The organism is Rhodococcus sp. RCBS9 (assembly GCF_029457415.1).
Lineage (GTDB): Bacteria > Actinomycetota > Actinomycetes > Mycobacteriales > Mycobacteriaceae > Rhodococcus_F > Rhodococcus_F qingshengii.
In genome coordinates this window covers 6388492-6410869 of record NZ_CP120422.1, presented here as the reverse complement: position 1 = coordinate 6410869, position 22378 = coordinate 6388492, and the positions used below count along the sequence as shown (strand labels likewise).

22 protein-coding genes, 1 tRNA gene and 1 other RNA gene are annotated in these 22378 nt (G+C 63.9%); 16 read left to right on the top strand and 8 right to left on the bottom strand.

Annotated features, from left to right (window positions below):
• Positions 1–6: 6 nt before the first annotated feature.
• The 6 genes from P0M12_RS29840 (at position 7) to P0M12_RS29815 (ending at position 3176) form a co-directional block, all read left to right on the top strand.
• Complete coding sequence (locus P0M12_RS29840) at positions 7–567, top strand: hypothetical protein (protein ID WP_238704674.1); 561 nt, start codon at positions 7–9, stop codon at positions 565–567.
• 177 nt (positions 568–744) lie between these two features.
• The gene (locus P0M12_RS29835; RefSeq protein WP_003941575.1) at positions 745–1170 is read left to right on the top strand and encodes a DUF3052 domain-containing protein; all 426 of its coding nucleotides are present in this window, start codon (positions 745–747) and stop codon (positions 1168–1170) included.
• Between the two features lie 35 nt (positions 1171–1205).
• Positions 1206–1670, top strand: coding sequence for a peroxiredoxin (locus P0M12_RS29830; protein ID WP_003941619.1), 465 nt, complete (start codon positions 1206–1208; stop codon positions 1668–1670).
• Positions 1671–1702: 32 nt separating this feature from the next.
• Positions 1703–1774 (top strand) — tRNA-Val (locus P0M12_RS29825).
• A gap of 92 nt (positions 1775–1866) precedes the next feature.
• Positions 1867–2091 (top strand): hypothetical protein, encoded by a 225-nt coding sequence (locus P0M12_RS29820; RefSeq protein ID WP_050656439.1) that lies wholly within the window; start codon positions 1867–1869, stop codon positions 2089–2091.
• Between the two features lie 65 nt (positions 2092–2156).
• The gene (locus tag P0M12_RS29815) at positions 2157–3176 is read left to right on the top strand and encodes a cobalamin biosynthesis protein (RefSeq protein ID WP_064113247.1); all 1020 of its coding nucleotides are present in this window, start codon (positions 2157–2159) and stop codon (positions 3174–3176) included.
• Here P0M12_RS29815 and P0M12_RS29810 read toward each other — a convergent pair.
• Genes P0M12_RS29810 through P0M12_RS29800 form a run of 3 tightly spaced genes read right to left on the bottom strand, consistent with a single transcriptional unit; the run spans position 3117 to position 5277 of the window.
• Positions 3117–4055 (bottom strand): SURF1 family protein, encoded by a 939-nt coding sequence (locus P0M12_RS29810; protein WP_064113239.1) that lies wholly within the window; start codon positions 4053–4055, stop codon positions 3117–3119. The two genes, P0M12_RS29815 and P0M12_RS29810, sit on opposite strands and share 60 nt — an antisense overlap.
• Before the next feature lie 48 nt (positions 4056–4103).
• Positions 4104–4595, bottom strand: coding sequence for a low molecular weight protein-tyrosine-phosphatase (locus P0M12_RS29805; RefSeq protein ID WP_007735468.1), 492 nt, complete (start codon positions 4593–4595; stop codon positions 4104–4106).
• The gene (locus P0M12_RS29800; RefSeq protein ID WP_042445748.1) at positions 4582–5277 is read right to left on the bottom strand and encodes an HAD hydrolase-like protein; all 696 of its coding nucleotides are present in this window, start codon (positions 5275–5277) and stop codon (positions 4582–4584) included. Before P0M12_RS29800 ends, P0M12_RS29805 begins: the two co-directional genes overlap by 14 nt.
• A gap of 56 nt (positions 5278–5333) precedes the next feature.
• Here P0M12_RS29800 and cobC point away from each other — a divergent pair, with 56 nt between their 5' ends.
• From cobC to P0M12_RS29780, 4 genes are all read left to right on the top strand, one after another.
• Positions 5334–6368: an Rv2231c family pyridoxal phosphate-dependent protein CobC gene (gene cobC, locus P0M12_RS29795; protein WP_050656437.1), complete on the top strand. Its 1035-nt coding sequence runs from the start codon at positions 5334–5336 to the stop codon at positions 6366–6368.
• Positions 6365–7498 (top strand): Nif3-like dinuclear metal center hexameric protein, encoded by a 1134-nt coding sequence (locus P0M12_RS29790; protein ID WP_277377223.1) that lies wholly within the window; start codon positions 6365–6367, stop codon positions 7496–7498. Before cobC ends, P0M12_RS29790 begins: the two co-directional genes overlap by 4 nt.
• A 108-nt stretch (positions 7499–7606) precedes the next feature.
• Positions 7607–8344: a C4-type zinc ribbon domain-containing protein gene (locus P0M12_RS29785; protein ID WP_019748955.1), complete on the top strand. Its 738-nt coding sequence runs from the start codon at positions 7607–7609 to the stop codon at positions 8342–8344.
• Entirely contained in the window at positions 8341–9480 is a 1140-nt protein-coding gene (locus P0M12_RS29780; protein WP_277377222.1) for a bifunctional RNase H/acid phosphatase, read from the top strand. The genes P0M12_RS29785 and P0M12_RS29780 overlap by 4 nt, the downstream gene beginning before the upstream one ends.
• A gap of 29 nt (positions 9481–9509) precedes the next feature.
• Here P0M12_RS29780 and P0M12_RS29775 read toward each other — a convergent pair whose 3' ends face one another.
• On the bottom strand, positions 9510–10745 hold the full coding sequence (locus tag P0M12_RS29775; protein ID WP_234551551.1) for an SLC13 family permease: 1236 nt from the start codon (positions 10743–10745) through the stop codon (positions 9510–9512).
• A gap of 28 nt (positions 10746–10773) precedes the next feature.
• On the bottom strand, positions 10774–11301 hold the full coding sequence (locus P0M12_RS29770; protein WP_277377221.1) for a DUF1697 domain-containing protein: 528 nt from the start codon (positions 11299–11301) through the stop codon (positions 10774–10776).
• 54 nt (positions 11302–11355) lie between these two features.
• On the opposite strand from P0M12_RS29770, the gene rnpB reads away from it, so the two are divergent.
• The 3 genes from rnpB to P0M12_RS29755 all read left to right on the top strand — a co-directional run bounded on the left by rnpB (position 11356) and on the right by P0M12_RS29755 (position 13793).
• An RNA gene (gene rnpB / locus P0M12_RS29765) (RNase P RNA component class A) lies at positions 11356–11770 on the top strand.
• Positions 11771–12089: 319 nt separating this feature from the next.
• Complete coding sequence (locus P0M12_RS29760; protein WP_007735457.1) at positions 12090–12275, top strand: hypothetical protein; 186 nt, start codon at positions 12090–12092, stop codon at positions 12273–12275.
• Positions 12276–12383: 108 nt separating this feature from the next.
• Positions 12384–13793 carry an RNB domain-containing ribonuclease gene (locus P0M12_RS29755; protein WP_261259687.1) on the top strand — a complete coding sequence of 470 codons (1410 nt, stop codon included), beginning with the start codon at positions 12384–12386 and terminating at the stop codon, positions 13791–13793.
• 4 nt (positions 13794–13797) lie between these two features.
• Here the strand turns inward: P0M12_RS29755 and pip are convergent, their stop codons facing one another.
• From pip to panB, 3 genes are read right to left on the bottom strand one after another with little or no spacing between them, the layout of a single operon-like run.
• A complete protein-coding gene (pip, locus tag P0M12_RS29750) occupies positions 13798–14781 on the bottom strand; it encodes a prolyl aminopeptidase (protein ID WP_050656434.1) in 984 nt (327 codons plus the stop codon).
• Positions 14781–15218: a hypothetical protein gene (locus P0M12_RS29745; RefSeq protein WP_007735455.1), complete on the bottom strand. Its 438-nt coding sequence runs from the start codon at positions 15216–15218 to the stop codon at positions 14781–14783. Before P0M12_RS29745 ends, pip begins: the two co-directional genes overlap by 1 nt.
• Before the next feature lie 51 nt (positions 15219–15269).
• Positions 15270–16139 carry a 3-methyl-2-oxobutanoate hydroxymethyltransferase gene (panB, locus tag P0M12_RS29740; RefSeq protein ID WP_007735454.1) on the bottom strand — a complete coding sequence of 290 codons (870 nt, stop codon included), beginning with the start codon at positions 16137–16139 and terminating at the stop codon, positions 15270–15272.
• 207 nt (positions 16140–16346) lie between these two features.
• On the opposite strand from panB, the gene P0M12_RS29735 reads away from it, so the two are divergent.
• From P0M12_RS29735 to P0M12_RS29725, 3 genes are all read left to right on the top strand, one after another.
• Positions 16347–17918, top strand: a complete 1572-nt coding sequence (locus P0M12_RS29735) for an alpha/beta hydrolase (RefSeq protein ID WP_007735453.1) — start codon at positions 16347–16349, stop codon at positions 17916–17918.
• Positions 17919–18025: 107 nt separating this feature from the next.
• The gene (locus P0M12_RS29730) at positions 18026–19366 is read left to right on the top strand and encodes a glutamine synthetase family protein (RefSeq protein WP_003941637.1); all 1341 of its coding nucleotides are present in this window, start codon (positions 18026–18028) and stop codon (positions 19364–19366) included.
• Positions 19363–22377 (top strand): bifunctional [glutamine synthetase] adenylyltransferase/[glutamine synthetase]-adenylyl-L-tyrosine phosphorylase, encoded by a 3015-nt coding sequence (locus P0M12_RS29725; RefSeq protein WP_277377218.1) that lies wholly within the window; start codon positions 19363–19365, stop codon positions 22375–22377. Before P0M12_RS29730 ends, P0M12_RS29725 begins: the two co-directional genes overlap by 4 nt.
• The last annotated feature ends 1 nt before the right edge of the window (position 22378 follow it).

Below are 22378 nucleotides of genomic sequence, written 5' to 3'. Positions count from 1 at the left end.
GAACGTATGAAGGGGTGGGAAAAAATAAACAAAGAAATCAATTACGGCAGGGTCGGGGCGTGGGTCTCGGTCGGATCGATCGCAGTGGGACTGTCGGTGATCGTGGGATGTTCGGCGGCGGTGACCGGATCGGCAGTACCCAATGAAGCGCACGTGGCTGCATACCAATCCGAGGTGAGTATTTCGATGGCCGCCGCGTCCTCGTCGAAAGCGGCGGCAGATGCGGCAGAGGCAGCTTTCGCGATCTGTGAGGAAGCGGTCTCTCGATCGAAAAACGACGTGGTTGCGTTCAATGCCTACGTCGACGCCGGAAATCATGGTGAGACCGACCTGAGAGCCGAAGCAAGCGCTGCTGCTTCCTCGGCAAGGGAGACGGCCTCGTGGTTCGACTCGGTCGCGAGTGAACTTCCGACGCAACTTTCCGGACTGTTCGCCGAATTGGCCGCGAACCTACGTTCATCTGCTGTCGTGATCGAGAGTGATCATTCGGCCGATGAAATCAATTCGATCAGCGATACGAGCAATTCGATTCGCAAGTCGATCTTCGATGAATGTGGATCCCTGTGACCTGCGGTAATCCGCAGGCGTAAGGTTCGCCGTGTGTCAGAAGACGATCTTTGGTGAAAGTTTTCGGCGTGGTCGGCTTGCGCTAACGCCTCAGACCATGTTCGCTTTCCCTAATTGATCGTCAAACGGTAGGTGTGCGGGGTCGCCACACACCATCAACAAAAGGAGGACCCCACCGTGGTCGCCGCGGCGGATGCCCAGAACTACGCTCAGAAACTCGGGATTACCACTGACATGGTGGTGCAGGAACTGGGCTGGGATGAGGATACCGACGACGGCATTCGTGCCGCGGTTGAGGAAACCATCGGCGGGGAAATGCTCGACGAGGATTCCGACGAGGTCATCGACGTCGTGCTGCTGTGGTGGCGCGACGAGGACGGTGACCTGGTGGACGCCCTCATGGATGCCATCGGGCCCCTCGCCGACGAAGGCTTCGTGTGGGTTCTCACTCCCAAGACCGGTCTCGACGGACACGTCGAGCCCAGCGAGATCGCCGAATCGGCGCCGACTGCCGGCCTGACGCAGACATCGGCAGCCAACCTCGGTGACTGGTCGGGAAGTCGACTGGTTCAGCCGAAGGCTCGTCCGGCCAACAAGCGCTGACCCGGTCCTTTCCGCACTTTCCCAAGGAATCGCACATGCCTCTCGAAGTTGGTGCCCAGGCACCGGATTTCACCTTGAAGGACCAGAACAACCAGGAAGTTTCGCTCGCAGATTTCCGCGGTAAGAAGAACGTTCTGCTGGTCTTCTATCCGTTGGCCTTCACCGGGACTTGTCAGGGGGAACTCTGCAAGGTCCGTGACGAGCTTCCGAAGTTCGAGAACGACGACACCGCCATTCTCGCGATTTCTGTCGGTGCTTCGCCGACTCACAAGATCTGGTCGGCCGAGCAGGGATACACATTTCCCTTGCTGTCGGACTTCTGGCCGCACGGTGAGGTCGCTCAGAAGTACGAGGTGTTCAACGACAAGTTGGGCTTCGCGAATCGTGGCACCTTTGTCATCGACAAAGACGGAATCATTCGTTTTGCCGAGATGAACGGCCCCGGAGAAGCCCGTGACCACGGACTTTGGGCAAACGCGCTTGCCGCGCTAGAGTCTTAGAGCACTCCCGGTGAGGGTCTCACCGGGAGTTCGGGCGTGTAGCTCAGTGGTAGAGCTCTGGTTTTACACACCAGCGGTCGGGGGTTCGAAACCCTCCGCGCCCACCGAAGAATTCAAACCCCGATCTGCATGTCGATGCAGATCGGGGTTTTTCATTTTCGACAACGAATTGTCCGCAATACGCCATTCTGGACGCATGTCCAGTTCTGTGATCGAAGTAGCCGTCGACCCGACGCGCGTGCATCCCACCCGTCCGCACATACACATCGCCGAGATGCCCAGTCTCAGTGTTGCGTTGTTCGCGGGGCAGACGATCCGGGTTCGTTCCCAGAGCGACGCACTGGCGACCGGGATTGCCCGTGTCTGGGAAATCAACCGAATGCACCGCTTGATCTACCTGACGATCGACTGGGACGGGTAGAGATCGGCTCGTGCAGACACGTGACGGTTGGCCAGAGAACGAGCGTCGCTGCTACAACTACGCTCGTGCAGATTTCGGTTCGTTCGTCCCAGTCTCGATTCAATGCGCGAGCTGCCGGGCTTCTCCTCGGCTTCGTTGCGGATCGGGTCTTCGCCGATCCGGGGCGGTTCCATCCGGTTGCCGGCTTCGGAACCGCGGCTATCGCGCTGCAGAAGATGTCCTACCGGGACTCGCGCGCGGCCGGAACACTTCATGTTGCCGTGCTCTTGGCCGGCACCGCAGGACTTGGGCTCGCAGCCGAAAAAGTGTCGCGCCGGGCCGGTTGGGTGGCCGTCACGGGTACGACAGCGATGGCTACCTGGGCCGTGCTCGGCGGGACGTCGCTTGCACGCACCGGCATCGACATGGCCGCTCGATTGGAGGCGTCACAGGTCGATCGCGACCTGACGAAAGCGCGCGAGCTTCTCCCTTCACTGTGTGGACGCGATCCCTCAGTGCTGGGCGAGGACGGCCTCACGCGTGCAGCGCTGGAGTCGGTCGCCGAAAACACCTCGGATGCAAGCGTCGGTGCAATGTTCTGGGGTGCAATTGCGGGCGTGCCGGGTCTGTTCGTCTACCGCGCCGCCAACACCCTCGACGCGATGATCGGCTACCGCTCCGAGAAATACCGCAGATTCGGGTGGGCTGCGGCGAGGTTCGACGACCTGGTCAACATCGTCCCCGCTCGGCTGACAGGTGCGCTGACGGCTGCGTGTGCACCGGTGGTAGGCGGCTCGGTTCAGGAATCACTGGCAGCGTGGAAACGCGACGCAGCGGCTCATCCAAGCCCCAATGCGGGCGTCGCGGAAGCGTCGGCGGCAGGGGCGTTGGGCATTTCGTTGGGTGGTCGGACCGAGTACGCGCACGGGGTGGAGATGCGTCCCGTCCTCGGCCGCGGGCCTGTGCCGACGCCGAACGATCTGCGCCGCGCGGCGAGGCTTTCGTCGGCGGTGCAGATCAGTGCAGTTGTGGTGTCAGCGGGTATTTCAGCGGGTATTGCCGTATCGATCGGCAAGTTTGGCTTCCTGCGCCGTCAGCGGCACTGATTCCGGCTCCGGCTTCTTGCGACGGCTGAAGGTACGAGCCGGTTCGGCGGGGTGTGAGGCAGGCGCGGACACCGGCGCTTCCGGGGTCGTCTCGGTAGCGGCGTCGTCCGCTGCGAAGCCGTCGACAGCTGCTTGAGCTGCCTTCTCCTTGCGACGTTCGCGCCACTCCGCGCGAATGAAGTAGGCCAGTCCGAGCGGCGCCATGATGCCGAACGCCAGCCATTGGAACCCGTACGAGAGATAGGGGCCTGCATCGAGTTGGGGGAGAGGGATCGTCCCCAGGCCGCCGGGCTGGTCGGGTTCGAGTTGGATGTACGCGTCGATCAGGTCCGTTCCGATGAACTCGCCGATAGGTTGTGCGTCGATCGAGTAGACCTGTTTCGCGCCGTCCTCGAACATCGGAACTCGGCCGGGCGCGGTGCCTTCCGACAGACGCACGCGACCGTTGAGAGTGACCGGATCGGTCGGCGGCGCGGCGATGGGCGGTGCCTCGGCGCCGTTGATCGGCCGAACGTATCCGCGATTGACGAGGATCGTGCGGCCGTCGTCGAGAAGGAAAGGCGTCAGGATCTCGTACGACGGTGCGCCCTCGATGGACTGCAGTCGAACGAGGATGTCGGCGTCGGGCAGATAGGTGCCTGCCGCGGTGATGTTTCGCCATTCGTCGTCCGGTGCGATCGTCGAATCGGCGATGACGTCACCGATCGGCACGGTCTCCGCGTTGATCGAGTTCGAGATCAGATCATTGCGGTGCTCGGTCTTGGTGTTCTTGCCGAGTTGCCATGGAGCGAGCACGGTGAAGCACAGGTAGGCGAAGAGCCCGACCACAGCTGCCAGTACCAACCAACCGGGCCGCAACAGGAATTTCAGTCTTCGCACACGTCCACGGTATCCGTTGCCTGAACGGGAGTGAATTTTGCTCCGGGTTCAGGCTCGCTCGCGGATCCAGTCGAGTATGTCGGGAATGGCCGCTTCGATCTGGTCTCGCACCAGTTCGAAGTCCTCCTGGTCCCCGTAGTACGGGTCCGGAACCGATTCTCCGTCCGCCTCGGGGTCGAACGATCGCAGTAGGCGCCGACGCTCGGTGGGCACGCCGAGATGAGCAAGCTCACGTTCGTGCCCGGTGTCGAGGGCGACGACAAGATCGGCGGCGAGATGATCTGCATTGACCTGCGCGGCACTGTGGCCCGTCGGATATCCGGCCGCTCGGAGCACGACGTTGGTCCGCTCGTCGGCCTCGCTACCGGTGTGAAACCCCTCGGTACCTGCACTGCTGACACGGACTCGGTCGGCGAGGCCTTCACGGTCCAGATGCGCGAGCAAGATCTTTTCGGCCATCGGTGACCGGCAGATATTGCCGGTGCACACAAACGTCACATGAAGTGGTTCAGTCACGTGGAGTGGTTCAGTGGCGGCCATCGAGAAGTCCTCCCAGTTCGGATGCCGACGATACGGAGCGAAACGCTTGCCGCGCTTCCTCGGCGGAACCGTAGCCCCATTCGACGACGACGGTGGGGATGCCGTACTTCGCGGCGCCGAGCACGTCGTGATCACGGTCGCCGATCATGAGAACGTCGGGGGTTCCGCCGTCGGATGCGAGGACGGGAGTGATCCCGAGTGAGGTCAGCGAATGCGCGATCACATCGGGTTTAGCCCGACGAGTTCCGTCGTCACTCGCGCCGCCGATGAACTCGAAGTGCTCGGCCAGGCCGAAATGCTCGAGGATTCGAATGGCGAATCGCTCCGACTTGGAGGTGGCGACGGCCAGTCGGGTGCCGCTCGCGCGAGCCTTACCCAGGACGACGTCCATGCCTTCGTACACCGAGTTCTCCTGCCACCCGGTCGCGTCGTAACGCTCGATGTACGCGGCGATCGCCCGATCCACGTCCGCCGGGGCCATACCGAGTGACCTGAAGGTGTCGACCATCGGCGGGCCGATCACCGATGCCAACATCGCTTCCGTCGGCTCCGGATGGCCGACAGTTGCCAACGCGTGTCGGAAGCCGCCGTGAATGCCGGGAGCGGAATCGGTGATGGTTCCGTCCAGATCGAACAGAACTACGGGAAAGCGGTCGAGCGGTGGTGTCGTCACGGCACTCATTGTCCCGGACGGCAGGGGTGATGTCCGCGCACGGTGCTCGACCGTAGGCTGACCGGGTGAGTACCGGAACGGTTGACCTGGAGAGCTTGCGACATCACGGCGATGTCGAAGCGGAGCCCGGGTTACTCGATTTTGCCGTCAACGTTCAAGGCTCCGGCCCGCCGAAGTGGTTGCGGGATCGGCTGGCCGCAGGGCTGGCGACGCTCGGTTCGTACCCGTCGGCCGCAGCGGAACTGAAGGCTCGCGAAACGGTCGCGCAGCGGCACGGGCGCCGGCCCGAAGAGGTGTTGTTGCTCTCGGGCGGTGCCGAGGGATTCGCGATGCTGCCGCGCCTGGGCGCTCGTTCGGCAGCGCTGATCCATCCGTCGTTCACCGAGCCGGAACTGGCACTGCGAGAGGCCGGTGTGCCGGTGACTCAAGTGATTCTGGAGCCGCCTTTCGAGCTTCGGACCGCGCAGGTACCCGAATCCGCGGACCTTGTCGTTCTGGGCAATCCGACCAACCCGACGTCCGTGCTTCACCCCAAGGCCGATGTGTTGGCATTGCGTCAGCCGGGCCGGATCCTGGTGGTGGACGAGGCCTTCGGCGACGCGGTCCCCGGCGAAACGGAGAGCATCGCCGGTGTCGAGTCGGCGGATGTACTGGTCCTTCGGAGCCTGACCAAGACGTGGGCGCTCGCCGGATTGCGGTGTGGATACGCGATCGGCTCTCCCGATCTTCTGGCTCGACTCAGTCACGGCCGAGCCCACTGGCCATTGGGCAGTCTGCAGATCGAGGCCATCACGGCGTGCTGCGAACCGTTTGCCGTCGAGCAGTCGAGGATCAAAGCCGACGCGATTGCCGTGGACCGCCGAGACATGTCGCGGCGACTGACCGAGATCGGGATTGCCGTGCACCAACCCGCTGCGGGGCCGTTCGTGCTCATCGACGTCCGTGACGGCGCCACGATGCGAGAGCACCTGCGTGCCCGCGGAATCGCCGTCCGCAGGTGCGACACCTTTCCCGGACTCGGCCCGGATCGGCTGCGCGTGGCCGTCCGTCCAGCCGAGCAGGTTGCGGTACTGATCGAAGCGATGAAGGAGATCTTGTGAGTGGCCCCACCCTTGCGGACGTCATAGCCGTGCTGGAATCCGCGTATCCGCCGGCCCTGGCGGAATCGTGGGACTCGGTCGGTCTGGTCTGCGGCGATCCGGCCGACGCTGTGACGAGAGTGGTTTTCGCGGTGGATCCGACCGAGGCAGTGGTCGACGACGCCATCGCCTCCGGTGCCGACCTTCTGGTCGTTCACCATCCACTTCTGCTGCGTGGGGTGGACACCGTCGGTGCTCACACACCCAAAGGTGCGTTGGTTCACAAGCTCATCAAGGCGGGATGCGCACTGTTCTCGGCGCACACCAATGCGGACTCGGCCGACCCCGGAGTGTCCGACGCGTTGGCGCAGGCTCTGGGCCTGACCGTGCTTCGCCCGATCGAACCCAAGCCGACGCAGCCGCTCGACAAGTGGGTCGTCATGGTTCCGGTGGAGAATGCATCGGCCGTGCAGGATGCACTTTTCGAGGCCGGGGCTGGGCGGATCGGTGACTACCGCCAGTGCAGTTGGACCGTCACCGGTACGGGTCAGTTCCTGCCCGCCGACGGAGCGAATCCGACGATCGGGACCGTCGGTGCTGTGGAGCAGGTTCGCGAGAATCGTGTGGAAATGATTGCCCCTCGCGGAAAGCGAAGCGCAGTGCTGGGCGCATTGCGTGCCTCCCATCCGTACGAGGAACCGGCCTTCGATGTCTTCGAACTCGCAGCGTTCCCCAGTTCACTCGGACTGGGGCGGTTGGGTGAGCTCGACCACCCCGAAACCTTGCGGGAATTCACCGCGCGAGTGGCGCGCTCACTGCCCTCGACCGAGTGGGGTGTTCGCGCGGCCGGAGATCCAGACGCGACCGTTCGTACCGTGGCGGTGTGCGGCGGTTCCGGCGACTCGTATCTCGACGTGGTGGCGGCACTGGGCGCCGACGTCTACGTCACTGCGGACCTGCGGCATCATCCCGCGGACGAGCATCTACGCGCCGGTGGCCCGGCTCTGGTCGACGTCGCGCACTGGGCGAGTGAATACCCGTGGTGCGCGCAGGCGAAATCGGTGCTCGACGCCGCGTTTGCCGACAATCCGGAGTGGGAAAGCCGGGTTTCGACAATTCGCACCGATCCGTGGTGTTTGAGTGCGCATTAGTGCAGCGCTCTGCAAGGTACGGTTGCACGAACAATTCAAGAGCAGTTCTTCGAGAGCCGTCCTTCGCGAGCACTGCCGACATCGGACTTACAGCAGGAGTTATACAGCGTGAACGTCGAACCACAGGTGCAATCCAAGCTTCTCGACCTCGCCGGGGTGGATGCTGAGCTCACTCGGATCACCCACCGACGCGGAGCGCTTCCCGAGCAGCAGGAAGTCGAACGTCTCGAGGCCGAGCGAATCAGCCGTAAAGACGCGTCCGTAGCCGTCGAAATCCAGATCGACGACATCGATCGCGACATTCGCAAGCTCGAAGGCGAGGTCGACGCGGTTCGTCAGCGCGAGGATCGTGACCGCACACTGTTGCAGAGCGGGTCGGTCGGGGCGAAGCAGCTCACCGAACTCGAACACGAACTCGGCAGCCTGGTCCGGCGTCAGGGGCTCCTCGAGGACGAGTTGCTCGAAGTGATGGAGCAGCGTGAGGCGTTGCAGGCCGATCACGATCATGCCGGTGCCCAGCTGTCGCAGGCCGAAGAAGAGCTGATCGACGCCAAGCGTCGCCGCGACGATGCCGTCGCTGATCTGGACAAGGCGCAGGAGCGTTGCGCCGCCGATCGTGAACGACTTGTCGGTGAATTCCCCGCCGATTTCCTTGCTGTCTACGAGAAGCAGCGCACCCTGGGCGGACCGGGCGCGGCGCTTCTGCAGGCACGCCGATGCGGCGCTTGCCGGATCGAGATCGACCGCGGCGAGATCTCCCGAATTGCCGCGACACCGGCCGACGTCGTCGTTCGTTGCCCAGAGTGCAATGCAATCATGGTGCGTACCAAGGAGTCCGGTCTGTGAATCCCACGCAGGTCATCGTCGAGGCCGACGGTGGATCGCGCGGCAACCCCGGCCCGGCCGGCTACGGCGCCGTGGTCTTCGACGCCTCGCGCTCGGTGTTGGCCGAACGCAAGGAAAGCATCGGTATCGCGACCAACAACGTCGCCGAGTACCGCGGACTGATCGCCGGGTTGACCGCTGCCGGTGAACTCGGCGCGTCGAAGGTCGACGTCCGCATGGATTCCAAGTTGGTCGTCGAGCAGATGTCCGGGCGCTGGAAGGTCAAGCACCCGGACATGATTCCGCTGCAGCGGCGCGCTGCCGAGCTGGCGACGCAGTTCTCGCGAGTGACCTACACGTGGATTCCTCGCGGCGAGAACTCTCATGCCGATCGTCTTGCCAACGAGGCGATGGACGCGGTTGCCGGCATCGAAACCGGCCCAGTCGCACCTTCGGCCCCCGCACCTGCTGCACCTGCCGCGCCGTCCGAAGAGACGTCGGAGCCGCAGATCGCCGGCTCTCCGGGATGGATCGCCACCACCGGCAAGCCGACACGAATGTTGTTGCTACGTCACGGACAGACAGCGATGTCGGTCGATCGCCGGTACTCCGGACGCGGGAATCCGGAGCTCACGGAACTGGGCCGCGCGCAGGCTGCCGGCGCAGCCGGACGCTTCGGGAACCGAGGCGGTATCGACGCCATCGTCTGCTCACCCCTCGGCAGAACCCGTGAGACGGCAGAGGCATCGGCCCGCGTGCTCGGTTTACCCGTCGTCGAGCACAAGGGTTTGATCGAAACCGATTTCGGCGACTGGGACGGACTCACGTTCCGCGAGGCAGCCGAGCGTGACCCGGACCTGCATCGCGAATGGCTCTCGGACACTTCGGTGCGTCCACCGGGCGGCGAGAGTTTCGACGAGGTACGCGAACGAGTCGTCGCCGCGCGTGACGACCTGATCTCGACCTACGGCGGCGCGACGCTGTTGGTCGTCTCTCACGTCACCCCGATCAAGACTTTGGTGCAGCTGGCCCTCGATGCCGGGCCGTCGTTGCTGTATCGGTTGCATCTGGATCTGGCGTCGCTGAGTATCACCGAGTTCTATCCCGACGGGGGAGCCTCGGTCCGGTTGGTCAACGACACGTCACACCTTCGCTGAAAGAGCCCCGACGGCTGATCAGCCTCTGATCAGATCACCAACCACAGGGCACTCACGGCGGCGAGCAATGTCAGTGGCGTCGTGATGACCCCGAGCAGAGTGAATGTCGCCAGCGTGGGCGGTGCGCCCGCGCTGGTGGCGACTCGTCGCCAGAGCATCGTTGCCAGTGAGCCCACGTAGGTGAGGTTGGGGCCGAGGTTGACGCCGATCAACATTGCAAGCACCAGAGCTGGAGGTGCCGCCGTTCCGAGCGCTGCGATCATCAGCAAGGTTGCCGGCAGGTTGTTGACGAGATTGGACGCAACCGCCGCTACCGCGGCGACAAAGAGCAGTGAGCCGTAGCTGGTGTCGCCTGGCAGGATCTGCGCAATCCATTCACCCACCGGCCCGTTCGCGACTCCGGCGACGATGATTCCGAGAACCAGGACGAACGCGCAGAACCAGAGGTCGGCAGCGTAGAGCATCTTGGCGGCGGTCGTACGGTGCCGAGCCAGAGCGATCGCTCCCAGGACACTCGCACCCACCACCGCTATCCAGGCGGGCTCGATCCCGAAGAAACCCGAAACCGCGAAACCGAGCAGCGTCATTCCGATCACCGTCAGCGGCAGAATCGGCGCAGGCGCAGATCTGGCTGCCACCGGCGGTTCGGCGCTGTCGCCCCGCGCGAGTTCCGAACGGAAGAACAGTCGAAAAATCAGGTACTCGACAGCGATCGTCACAACCCACGGCAACGCCATCAACGCGGTGAAGTGCAAGAACGTCAAACCTGTTGCAGCAAACGCGATGAGGTTGGTCAGATTCGACACCGGCAGGAGCGTCGACGCCGAGTTCGACAGGTGCGCACTGGCATAGGAATGGGGCCGCGTACTTGCTCCGATGGATCGTGCGGCCGCGATCACTGCGGGTGTCAACAGCACGACGGTGGCGTCGAGGCTCAGGACCGCCGTGGTCAGGGCAGCGGCGCCGAAAACGTAAATCAGCAACCGGTGTGGATCGGCGAGGGATTTTTGCTGCAGGATCTGGCTGACCCAGCGAAAGACGCCGAGAGCATCGGCGGCATGAGCGAGAACCAGCACGGCAACCAGGAAGACGACGGTGGGTGCCATGCTCGCCAGTTCGTCGCGGGCTTCGTCGAGAGTTACGACGCCGGTCAGGAGAACGACGACAGCTGCCGGCCCGGCGATGACGATCTCGGGAAGCCCGCGTGGACGCACTATCGCGAAGACGAGGACGAGGGCGACGAGCAGGATCGGTAGAAGAGTCACGCGATGGTGCTCCGTGTCGGGGCGAGCGTCATTTGAGCAGTTTGTAGAGCGTGTTCAGGTTTCGGGTTGTGGTGAACGCCTTGAACTTCGGTTTTCCGGTGTTCCTGCCGAACGCGCTCTTGACGGTCTGCCCCTTCTCGACCTCCCAGTACAGGACTCCGTCGCCTGCCGCCACACGCTCGACCGAGGCATCGAGTTGCGCTGCCGCAGTGCTCAATTCCTCCAGGATTTCCGGCTCGGAGGCAACCATCGCATAAGCATGCCAACCCTCGCGTTCGCGCTCGAACGGGTAGTTGTCCACGATCGCCTGCAGTGTCGGAAGGTCGAGGACGAACACCCAAGCCTCGTAGCCGAACTCGCGGGCAAGGGCGGATTCGATCTGTTTCTTCAGCGTCGGGATGTCGGTGCTCGGACTGTTGAACAGAACGTTGCCTGAGGCCAACACGGTTTTCACCCCTTGGAATCCGAGGTCACCGAAGACTCTCGCCAGGTCCGCCATCTTGATGTTGATGCCGCCCACGTTGATACCGCGTAGCAGGGCCACGTACCGAGTCATACGGTGACCATAGTGCCGGCCACCGACAGGCGCCCGGTAGCATACGGGGGCGGACGAGTTGGCCGGGCGGCCGCGGCTTCTGGAACCAGCGCGTATCGCGCACAGGCCTGGGGCCGAGGAAAGTCCGGACTCCACAGAGCAGGGCGGTTGTTAACGGCAACCCGAGGCAACTCGCGGGACAGTGCCACAGAAAACAGACCGCCTGCCTTTCGAGGCAGGTAAGGGTGAAACGGTGCGGTAAGAGCGCACCAGCACCTCGGGTGACCGGGGTGGCTAGGTAAACCCCGCCCGGAGCAAGGTTGAAGGTCGCATCGCTCGCGGTGCGGCTGCGCAGGTGTTCGAGGGCTGCTCGCCCGAGCCTGCGGGTGAACCGCTCGAGGCACCCGGCGACGGTGTGCCCAGATGGATGGTCGCCACTCGGCACTTCGGTGCCGCAGGACAGGATCCGGCTTACACGCCGACTCGTCCGCCCGCGATCTGCACAGTGAGAAAAAGAAGACCCCCACCGGATCGGTGGGGGTCTTCTTTGTTCGAAAAGCTGTCAGACAGGCTTGATGACCAGCAGCGTAGCCCAGTACGTTGCCGCGTCATGGCCCATGAGCGGGAGGAGGTAATCGTAAAGAATTGCGGACATGCGCACTCCATTTTCTGTTCGTAGCTTGTGTTGGGCATTCAAGCAGAACTCACCGTTCGAATGTCCGGTTCTCACCTGCCAGGCCAAGTAGAAAGAATATCAGTCTCACAGCGATCTACAAGCTTCTATCTCACTCTGATGTCACACTGTGGATATGACTGATGAAGATCGACTCTGGTACTTCGACGTGTCCGACGGTTCCGTCACGCAGGGAAAGGGTGCGTCCTCGCTGACGAGGATGGGGCCGTACCCTGATCGGGACTCTGCCGAGCATGCATTGAAGATCGCTGCCGAACGCAACAAAGCCGCCGATCGGGCAGACGAAGACTGGAACAACTGAGACTTGGAATAACTGAGACTTGGAACAGTTGGGACTCGAACAACTGGGACCGGTACTGCTGCTACACCGGCCCGAACCGATCATGGAGGATGCGTGCCCGCAAGTCGAATGATGGTGCAGGGAATCGACTTCGGAGTGGTTCGGGCGGAGTTCGACTTGCCAGGAGCATTCTCGGCTGCGGCGCAGGCTGAGGCCGAGAATGCGGTGGATCGTTTCGGTGCCGGGCGTGTCGACGAAACGGGTATCGCCTTCGTGACCATCGACCCTCCCGGATCGATGGACCTCGACCAGGCAGTGCACATCGAGAAGACCTCGACCGGGTACGTCGTGCACTACGCGATCGCCGACGTCGCGGCGGTGGTGACGCCGGGTGGCGCTCTCGACATCGAAACCCGCAAGCGGGGCCAAACCTTCTATCTCCCGGACGGTTCCGCCCCGCTGCATCCCCGAGCGTTGTCGGAGGGATCGGCGAGTCTGCTGCCGGACGTGGTTCGCCCCGCCGCGCTGTGGCGGATCGAACTCGACGCGCAGGCCGAGCCGACGTCGTGGCAGGTGAGACGCGCTCTCGTGAAATCGGTGGCACGTCTGGACTATTCGACCGTGCAGCGCGATGCCGACGCGGGAACCTTGCATCCGTCCATCGCCGCACTACCGGAGTTCGGACGATTGCGCAGTGTCTCGGCGGTTGCCAGGGGTGCCATCGAGCTGAAACTGCCCGAGCAGTCAGTGGTTCGGGATCAGTCGGAGGACGAGTCCTCGGCTCGCTGGCGGATCGAACTGGAGCCACGTACCGAAGCGGACGACTGGAACGCAGAAGTGTCGCTGCTGACCGGGATGTGTGCCGGCCGCATGATGATCGACGCAGGTATCGGGTTGCTTCGCACGCTGCCGCCGGCCGAGGAGTCCGCGGTTCGGACCTTGCGGAGAACTGCAGTGGCGCTGGGTATCACGTGGCCGGAGGGGCAAAGCGTCGGGCAGATTCTTGCCGGCCTCGATTCCAACGAGCCGTCGACTATGGCGCTGATGTCGGTTGCGCCGTCGTTGCTGCGCGGGGCAGACTACGCGGCCTTCGACGGCCGACTACCGGAGTTGACGGTGCATGCGGGGATCGGAGCGCCCTACGCTCACGTGACTGCTCCGCTGCGCCGGCTGTCCGATCGTTTCAGCACCGAGGTGTGTCTGGCGATCACAGCTGGTACGCCGGTACCGGAATGGGCGCGCACTGCACTTCCCGAGCTGCCCGACATCATGAGTGGGTCCGACTCGCTGGCGAACAAGGTCGACCGTGCGTGCATCGATCTGACCGAGTCCACGCTGCTCGACGGCCGGGTCGGCGAGGTCTTCGACGCAGTGGTGATGCGCGCCAAGGACGGAAAGCGCTCGGCGGAAGTGTTTGTCCCGTCGGTCGCCGTGATTGCGAAATGCGTCGGAACGCCCGACGACGGTGAGCGCGCAAAGGTGCGACTCACCGCCGTCGACACCGTCAAACGGACGGTGGAATTCACGTTCCCGGCGTAGGGAGTTACCGGTAAGAATCGGTGGCTTCCACCAGGTGATGCATGATGCCGGGCTCCATCGCGGAGTGTCCCGCGTCGTCGACGATCACGAGCTTGGATTCGGGCCACGCCTTGTGCAGCGCCCACGCGCTGGTGGCGGGGCAGACGACGTCGTAGCGGCCCTGGACGATCGTCCCCGGAATGCCGTGCAGTGCGGAGCTTTTGCGTAGGAGTTGGTTCTCGTCGAAGAACCCGCCGTTGACGAAGTAGTGGTTCTCGATACGGGCGAAAGCCAAGGCGAACCGGGTCTCGGAGTTCTGTTCGATCTTGTCCGCCTGTGGGTACAGGTAGCTCGTCGATCCTTCCCAAGCCGACCAGGCGATCGCTGCCCGGGCTGCGACGTCGGGGTCTTCGGAATGGAGCAGTTGGTGATAGACCGCGACGAGGTCTTCGCCGCGCTGCGCCTCGGGTACAGGTTCGAGGAATTTGTCCCAGCGCTCCGGGAAGATGTTTCCCGCGCCGCCGTTGTAGTACCAGTCGATCTCGCTACGACGCAGGAGGAAGATCCCGCGCAGGACCAGCTCAGTGACGCGCGTAGGAAACGTTTCGGCGTAGGCGATGGACAGCGTGGAACCCCAGGACCCGCCGAAAACCATCCACTTGTCGATCGAAAGATGTTCACGCAGGGCTTCGATGTCGGCCAGCAGCTTGTCCGTCGTGTTCACCGACAGGTCGGCGCCGTCGGCAACGTGAGGGGTGGACCGCCCGCAGCCGCGCTGGTCGAGTAGAACGATGCGGTATGCGGCCGGATCGAAGAACTGGCGTACCGCCGGTTGCGCACCACCGCCGGGGCCACCGTGCAGGAACACCACCGGCTTGCCGTCCGGATTTCCGCTGACTTCCCAGTACATGCTCTGGCCGTCACCGACATCGAGGAAGCCGGTGACGAAAGGCTCGATCGGGGGATACGGACTCCGGAGAGCCGACGGCTGCGCGGAAGTGTCGGTCATCAGAAGCCCACCAGGCCGGAAGCGAGATCGGGGATCTCGAGTGCGGAAATCGCGCCGCTCCGGACGTCGGGGCACGCGGCTGAGGTTGCCGCGTCGATGCTTTCGCGGTTCTGAGCGAGATCGAGCAGGTTGATGCCGTTCTGCGTCGCCCACGTGATGACGATCGTGTTCAGTCCGCCCTTGCCGAGCGTCGGGGTGACGGTCCGCCAGTTCTGCAGCTGCCCTTCCATATCCGAGCACAACTGCTGGACTTGAGCGTCGGTGAACGTCGAACCGGACGCGGTTGTTGCCGGCGCCGTCGTGGTGGAACTCGCGGGCGTAGTGCTGCTGGGCGCGGGAGAGTTGGTGGACCCTCCCGCGCATCCGCTCAGCACCGTGACGAGAGCTGCCGCGCCGACTACAGCTGCGGCAGTAGAACTTCGACGGTTACCGATCATTGAACGCACCCCTGGCTGGTTGAGAGACAGGCGGCGTTCGCCGGTCTCGGATCAGAAACTGTGTTCTGCGGCCGGGAAAGCGCCAGTGCGAACTTCTGATGCATAGGCTGCGGCTGCGGAACGCAGTTCGTCACCGACGTTACCGAAACGCTTGACGAACTTGGCTGTCTTACCGCTCGTGTAACCCGCCATGTCCTGCCAGACGAGTACCTGAGCGTCGCATTCGGAACCGGCCCCGATGCCGACGGTGGGGATGGTGAGTTTGCGGCTGACCTGGCCCGCAATCTCGGCCGGAACCATTTCCATGACGACGGAGAACGCCCCGGCTTCCTGGACTGCAATGGCGTCCGCCACAAGTTGCTCGGCCGCGTCGCCACGACCCTGGACGCGGAATCCGCCGAGCGAGTTCACGCTCTGCGGGGTGAATCCGACGTGTGCCATGACGGGGATGCCGGCCGAGGTGATTGCCGCGATCTGCTTGCTCATCCGCTCACCGCCCTCGAGTTTGACGGCGTGCGCGAGGCCTTCCTTCATGAACCGTGTGGCAGTCGCCAGGGCCTGCTCGGCGGAACCCTCGTAGGTGCCGAAGGGGAGGTCGGCGACGACGAGTGCGTGCGGCGCGCCGCGAACGACGCCACGCACGAGCGGGAGCAGTTCGTCGACGGTGATCGGCACGGTGGTGTCGTAGCCGTAGACGACGTTGGCGGCAGAGTCGCCGACGAGCAGCACCGGGATGCCTGCGTCTTCGAAGATGCGTGCCGTGGAGTAGTCGTAAGCGGTGAGCATCGACCAGCGTTCGCCGTTCTGCTTCATCTCGGCGAGGTGGTGAATGCGCGTCTTACGCTTCGGTGCATCGGTAGAGCTTGCAGTGGGTACAGAAACTGCACTGGGTACAGAACCGTAGAGAGGTGTTTCGGACATCGTTGTCCCTTTCTGGCCTCGAGGCCCTGAGCGTTGATCGCCTTCGGGTCCCCGGGTGTGGGTGATGACGTGTTCAGTCTGCCACCGGACATCGCCGACACGAATAGTTGACGGGGTGCAATGGGTCACATCACCGCGCGCGTATCAGGTAGGTGCCGAGACGAGGCGAACCGCTGGCTATCGCGGTTTCCTGGCACCATCGATGGCATGTCGAAGTTCGTTCGCCTCTCCGGTGCCCTCGCCGGAAGCGCAGCAGTGCTCGTGTTGGTTGTCGGTTGCACCAGTTCGGAAGGCACGCCCGAATCAGTGGAACCTGCTGGTTCTGCCGCGTCCGCGGTGCCGTCCGGCCTCGAGAAATTCTACGAGCAGACGCTCGACTGGGGTTCGTGCGACCAATTTGTCGAAGAAGGAACTGCGCCGCTGGGGCGTGGGATCGACTGCGCCGAGGTGAGCGTTCCCGTCGACTACGCGAATCCGAACGGCGACACCGCGAAGGTGGTGATCTCGCGTTCGAAGGCAACCGGCGACCGCATCGGCTCACTGTTGCTGAACCCCGGCGGGCCGGGTGGGTCCGGGCTGTCGATGGCGACCTCGGGTTCGGGCACCGAATTGCAGGAACGTTTCGACATGATCGGCTTCGATCCGCGGGGGATCGGGGCGTCGACCCCGCAGGTTCGGTGTTTGACGCCGGAGGAGACCGACGCGGAGCGTGCGGAGGTCAACGTCGACATGACGCCGGAGGGCATCGCTCTCGCCGAGGCGGACAGCAAGGACTACGCCGCCAAGTGCGCTGAGCGGACCGGTACGGAGTTCCTCGCTCATGTCGGTACCTACGAGGTGGTGCGAGATATGGACGTCATTCGGGGCGTTCTCGGCGATCCGAAGATGAACTACCTCGGGTTCTCGTACGGGACCCGGCTCGGATCCACGTACGCGGAAACCTTTCCGCAGAACGTCCGAGCGATGGTCCTCGACGGCGCGCTCGACCCCGAGCAGGATCCGGTCGACGAAGTGGTCTTGCAGGGGCAGGGCTTCCAAGGCGCGTTCGACGCCTTTGTCGCCGACTGTGTCTCGCGAACGGATTGCCCGCTGGGTGATGATCCGGCGCAGGCGCAGGCACGCTTTCAGGCACTCGTCGATCCGTTGATCGAGAAGCCGGCACAGACCACCGATCCGCGCGGGCTGAGTTATTCCGACGCGATCACGGGCGTGCAGCAAGCTCTGTACTCGCCACAGTTGTGGACGCCGCTGCGTGGGGGTCTGTCGAGTCTGGCCGACGGACGCGGCGACTCGCTGCTCAATCTCGCCGACATGTACGAAGGCCGTGAGGATGACGGCAGCTACTCCAACATCAACGACGCGTTCAACGCCATTCGCTGCGTGGACGATCCGGCAACCACCGACCGCGCCGAGGCCGGCGAATCCGACACTCGGTACCGCGAGGCGGCGCCGTTCCTCGACGACGGCCGCGGGACGGGTCAAGCGCCGCTCGACCTGTGCGCGTTCTGGCCCGTTCCGGCTACCGGCAGCCCTCACGCGCTCGACCCCCAGGCGCTCGCTGACGCCGGTCTGCCGCAGCTGGTCGTCGTGTCCACGACGCAGGATCCGGCGACCCCGTATCAGGCCGGAGTGGATCTCGCGAAGCAGTTGGGCGCTGCTCTGATCACGTTCGACGGAACCCAACACACGGTGGTTCTGGACGGAAACTCCTGCGTCGACGATGCCGTCGTCGACTACTTCGTTTACTTGAAGGCTCCGGAAGAGGGTCTGACATGTTAACCGGCGCGACGCCGTACGCTGCGCCTATTCGATGGTGACCAATCACTCTGTTAACCGGGACCACTGATGTAACACAGATTTAACGTGGCTTGCTTAGTCTCGCGTGCATGGATCGCCAAAAAGAATTCGTGCTTCGTACCCTGGAAGAGCGCGACATTCGGTTTGTCCGCTTGTGGTTCACCGATGTTCTCGGGTACCTCAAATCGGTGGCGATCGCCCCCGCCGAACTCGAAGGCGCCTTCGAGGAGGGAATCGGATTCGACGGTTCCGCCATCGAGGGATTCTCACGAGTCTCCGAAGCCGACACCGTCGCTCGGCCCGACGCCTCGACATTCCAGATCCTGCCGTGGGCGCACAAGGACGGTGCGCAGCATTCCGCTCGCATGTTCTGCGACATCACGATGCCCGACGGTTCGCCGTCGTGGGCCGATCCGCGCCACGTACTGCGTCGCCAGCTGAGCAAGGCCAGCGACTTGGGCTTCAGCTGCTACGTCCACCCGGAAATCGAGTTCTTCCTTCTGGAGAACGGCCCGATCGACGGCACTCCACCGATCCCGGCCGACTCGGGCGGATACTTCGACCAGGCCGTGCACGATTCGGCTCCGAATTTCCGCCGCCACGCCATCGACGCACTCGAGTCGATGGGCATCTCGGTCGAGTTCAGCCACCACGAGGCCGCGCCGGGTCAGCAGGAGATCGATCTGCGCTACGCCGACGCACTCTCGATGGCCGACAACGTGATGACGTTCCGGTACGTCGTCAAGGAGGTCGCGATCGGTGAAGGCGTCCGGGCGAGCTTCATGCCCAAGCCGTTCAGCGATCAGGCCGGCTCCGCGATGCACACCCACATGAGCCTGTTCGAGGGCGACACCAACGCCTTCCACAATCCGGACGATCCGATGCAGCTCTCCGAGACCGGCAAGGCGTTCATCGCCGGCATCCTCGAGCACGCCAACGAGATCAGTGCGGTCACGAACCAGTGGGTCAACTCGTACAAGCGACTCGTCCACGGGGGAGAGGCACCCACTGCTGCGTCGTGGGGCCCGTCCAACCGATCGGCTCTCATTCGCGTCCCGATGTACACGCCCAACAAGGCGTCCTCGCGCCGCGTCGAGATCCGTAGCCCAGACTCGGCTTGCAACCCGTACCTGACTTTCGCGGTCCTGCTTGCTGCCGGTCTTCGCGGCATCGAGAAGGGCTACACCTTGCCGCCCGAGGCAGAAGACGACGTGTGGTCGTTGACCTCCGCCGAGCGCCGCGCCATGGGTTACAAGGAACTGCCGAGCAACTTGGACAGCGCTCTGCGCGAGATGGAGAAGTCGGAGCTCGTGGCCGAAGCACTCGGCGAGCACGTCTTCGATTTCTTCCTGCGCAACAAGCGTCGTGAGTGGGAGGAATACCGCAGCCACGTGACGCCGTTCGAGCTCAAGACCTACCTCGGTCTGTGACGGTGAAACCGCCCGCTGCGAGATCAGCAGTTCCAGGACCGGGTCGACTCGGGCTGGTCGAGCCCACCGCTGCCGACGAGTTGCGTCAGCTCGGTTGGGTCGACGCCGAGAGCATCGAACTCTTGTGGTCGCTGTCGCGTGCCGCGAACGCCGACCTCGCTCTGCGCACCCTTGTGCGGATCAAGGACGGGCTCGGCGACGGGTGGCGCGAACTCGATCAAGCCCTTCGCAAGGACAAGAGCCTGCGCGGCCGTTTGTTCGCACTGGTGGGTGCGTCGTCGGCCTTCGGCGACCACCTGGCCGCGGATCCGATCGGCTGGAAACTGCTCGACGGCACCGCTCTGCCGACCAAGGACGAGGCGACTGCAGCCTTGCTGGAGGTCGTGGGTGCAACTGTCGACGAGGGTGCCACCGAAGGTTCCCTGACCTACCGCGCCACGGTGACCGGGCCGGAAGCTGTTGTTGCTCTGCGTAAGTGCTACAAGGACCAGCTGATGCTGCTGGCTGCGGCTGATCTTGCGGCGACCGTCGAGAACGAACCCGTAGTTCCGTATCAGACTGTGGGGCACCAGCTTTCCGATCTGGCCGACGCCGCGCTGACCGCTGCACTTGCGGTGGCCATCGCAACGGTGTGTCCCGAGGGCAGCTGTCCGATCCGGCTCGCCGTGATCGCCATGGGCAAATGTGGTGCGCGCGAGCTGAACTATGTCTCCGACGTCGACGTGGTGTTCGTCGCCGAACCGGCCGATGCGACGGCCAGTCGCGTTGCCGGTGAGATGATGCGTATCGGTACCTCCGCATTCTTCGAGGTCGATGCTGCGCTGCGGCCCGAAGGCAAGCGCGGAGAACTGGTTCGCTCCCTCGAATCCCACATCACGTACTACAAGCGCTGGGCCAAGACCTGGGAGTTCCAGGCACTGCTCAAGGCTCGTCCGATGACCGGCGACATGGAGCTCGGTCGCCAGTACTCCGAGGCGATGAGCCCGATGGTGTGGATCGCCTCCGAGCGCGAGGACTTCGTCCCCGAAGTCCAGGCCATGCGTCGACGCGTCGAGGAAATGGTTCCCCCCGAACTGCGTGAGCGTGAACTCAAACTCGGCCGCGGAAGTTTGCGCGACGTCGAATTCGCCGTCCAACTCCTGCAATTGGTGCACGGGCGCGCCGACAGTTCGTTGCATGTCCAGAGCACCGTCGACGCACTGACTGCATTGGCGGCGGGTGGATACGTCGGCCGCGACGACGCCGCCAACCTGACCGCGTCGTACGAATTCCTGCGTCTGCTCGAGCACCGTCTGCAGTTACAGAAGCTCAAGCGCACACACACCCTGCCGCCGCCGGACGACGAGGAAGCGCTGCGTTGGCTGGCCCGCGCCGCGCACATGCGACCCGACGGTCGTCTGGATTCCCTGGGAGTCCTGCGCGCCGAGATCAAGCGGAATTCGCATCGGATTCGCCGCCTGCACGCCAAGTTGTTCTACCGCCCGCTTCTCGAATCGGTAGCGCGGATGGACAAGGAAGCACTGGTCCTGGGGCCCGAAGCCGCGGTGAGGCAGTTGGCCGCTCTCGGTTACACGGCGCCCGAGCATGCACTCGGACATCTGACCGCACTGACCAGTGGCGCTTCGCGCAAGGGTCGTATTCAAGCGCTCCTGCTGCCGACTCTGCTCGAATCCCTGGCGGACACACCGGATCCCGACGCCGGTCTGCTCGCCTACCGCAGGCTCTCGGATGCGCTCGTCGACCAGACGTGGTTCCTGCGCCTGCTCCGTGACGAGGCTGCGGTCGCCGAGCGTCTGATGACCGTGCTGGGCTCGTCCGCGTACCTACCCGACCTGCTCATCAAGGCTCCCGACGTGATCCGTTTGTTCGCGGATTCACCGAGCGGGCCGCGCCTGGTCGAGCCGAAGCCCGAGGATGTCGCTCGCGGAATCCTCACCGCCTCCGGCCGACACAGTGATCCCAATCGTGCTGTTGCTGCGGCCCGCTCGCTGCGGCGACACGAGCTTGCGCGCATCGCTTCGGCCGACATCCTCGGCATGCTCGATGTTCCTGCAGTCTGCAAGGCGCTGTCCTCGGTGTGGGCCGCGGTGCTCAATGCATCGCTCTCCGCGGTGATCAAGGCCAGCGTCACCGAACTCGGGACCGAGGCGCCGGCCAGTTTCTCCGTCATCGGCATGGGTCGACTCGGCGGCGGCGAACTGGGCTATGGATCCGATGCTGACGTGCTGTTCGTGTGCGAACCTCGTGAGGGCACCGATGAGACCGTTGCGGTCAAGTGGGCCAACAGCATTGCCGACAAGGTCCGCAAGCTCCTCGGGGCACCGAGTACCGATCCGCCGCTCGAAGTCGATACCGGACTACGTCCGGAAGGCCGTAACGGTCCGATGGTGCGCACTCTCGAGTCTTACGACGCGTACTACGCGAAGTGGGCTCAGGCGTGGGAGATTCAAGCGCTGCTTCGTGCGCACCCGGTTGCCGGTGATCCTGAATTGGGACTGCGGTTCCTGCACATGATCGACAAGACCCGCTACCCCGAAGGCGGCGTCAGTGATGCGGCGGTGCGCGAGATCCGGCGCATCAAGGCGCGAGTCGATTCCGAAAGGCTTCCTCGCGGAGCCGATCCGGCAACGCACACCAAACTGGGTCGCGGCGGTCTGGCCGACATCGAGTGGACTGTGCAGTTGCTGCAGCTGCGGCACGCCGACAAGATCGAGTCGCTGCACAACACGTCGACGCTCGAGACTCTCGACGCCATCGGCGCCGCGGAACTGCTCAGCGAAGGTGACGTCGAACTGCTGCGTGACGCCTGGATCACCGCGACGAAGGCACGCAACTGCCTCGTTCTGGTGCGGGGGAAGCCGACCGATCAACTTCCCGGCCCGGGCCGTGTTCTCGCGGCGGTGGCGCAGGTCGCTGGATACGGCGACGACGCAGGGGAATTCCTCGACAACTACCTGCGCATCACGCGTCGGGCAAAAGCAGTGGTGGAGAGGGTCTTCGGCGGGGAGTAGC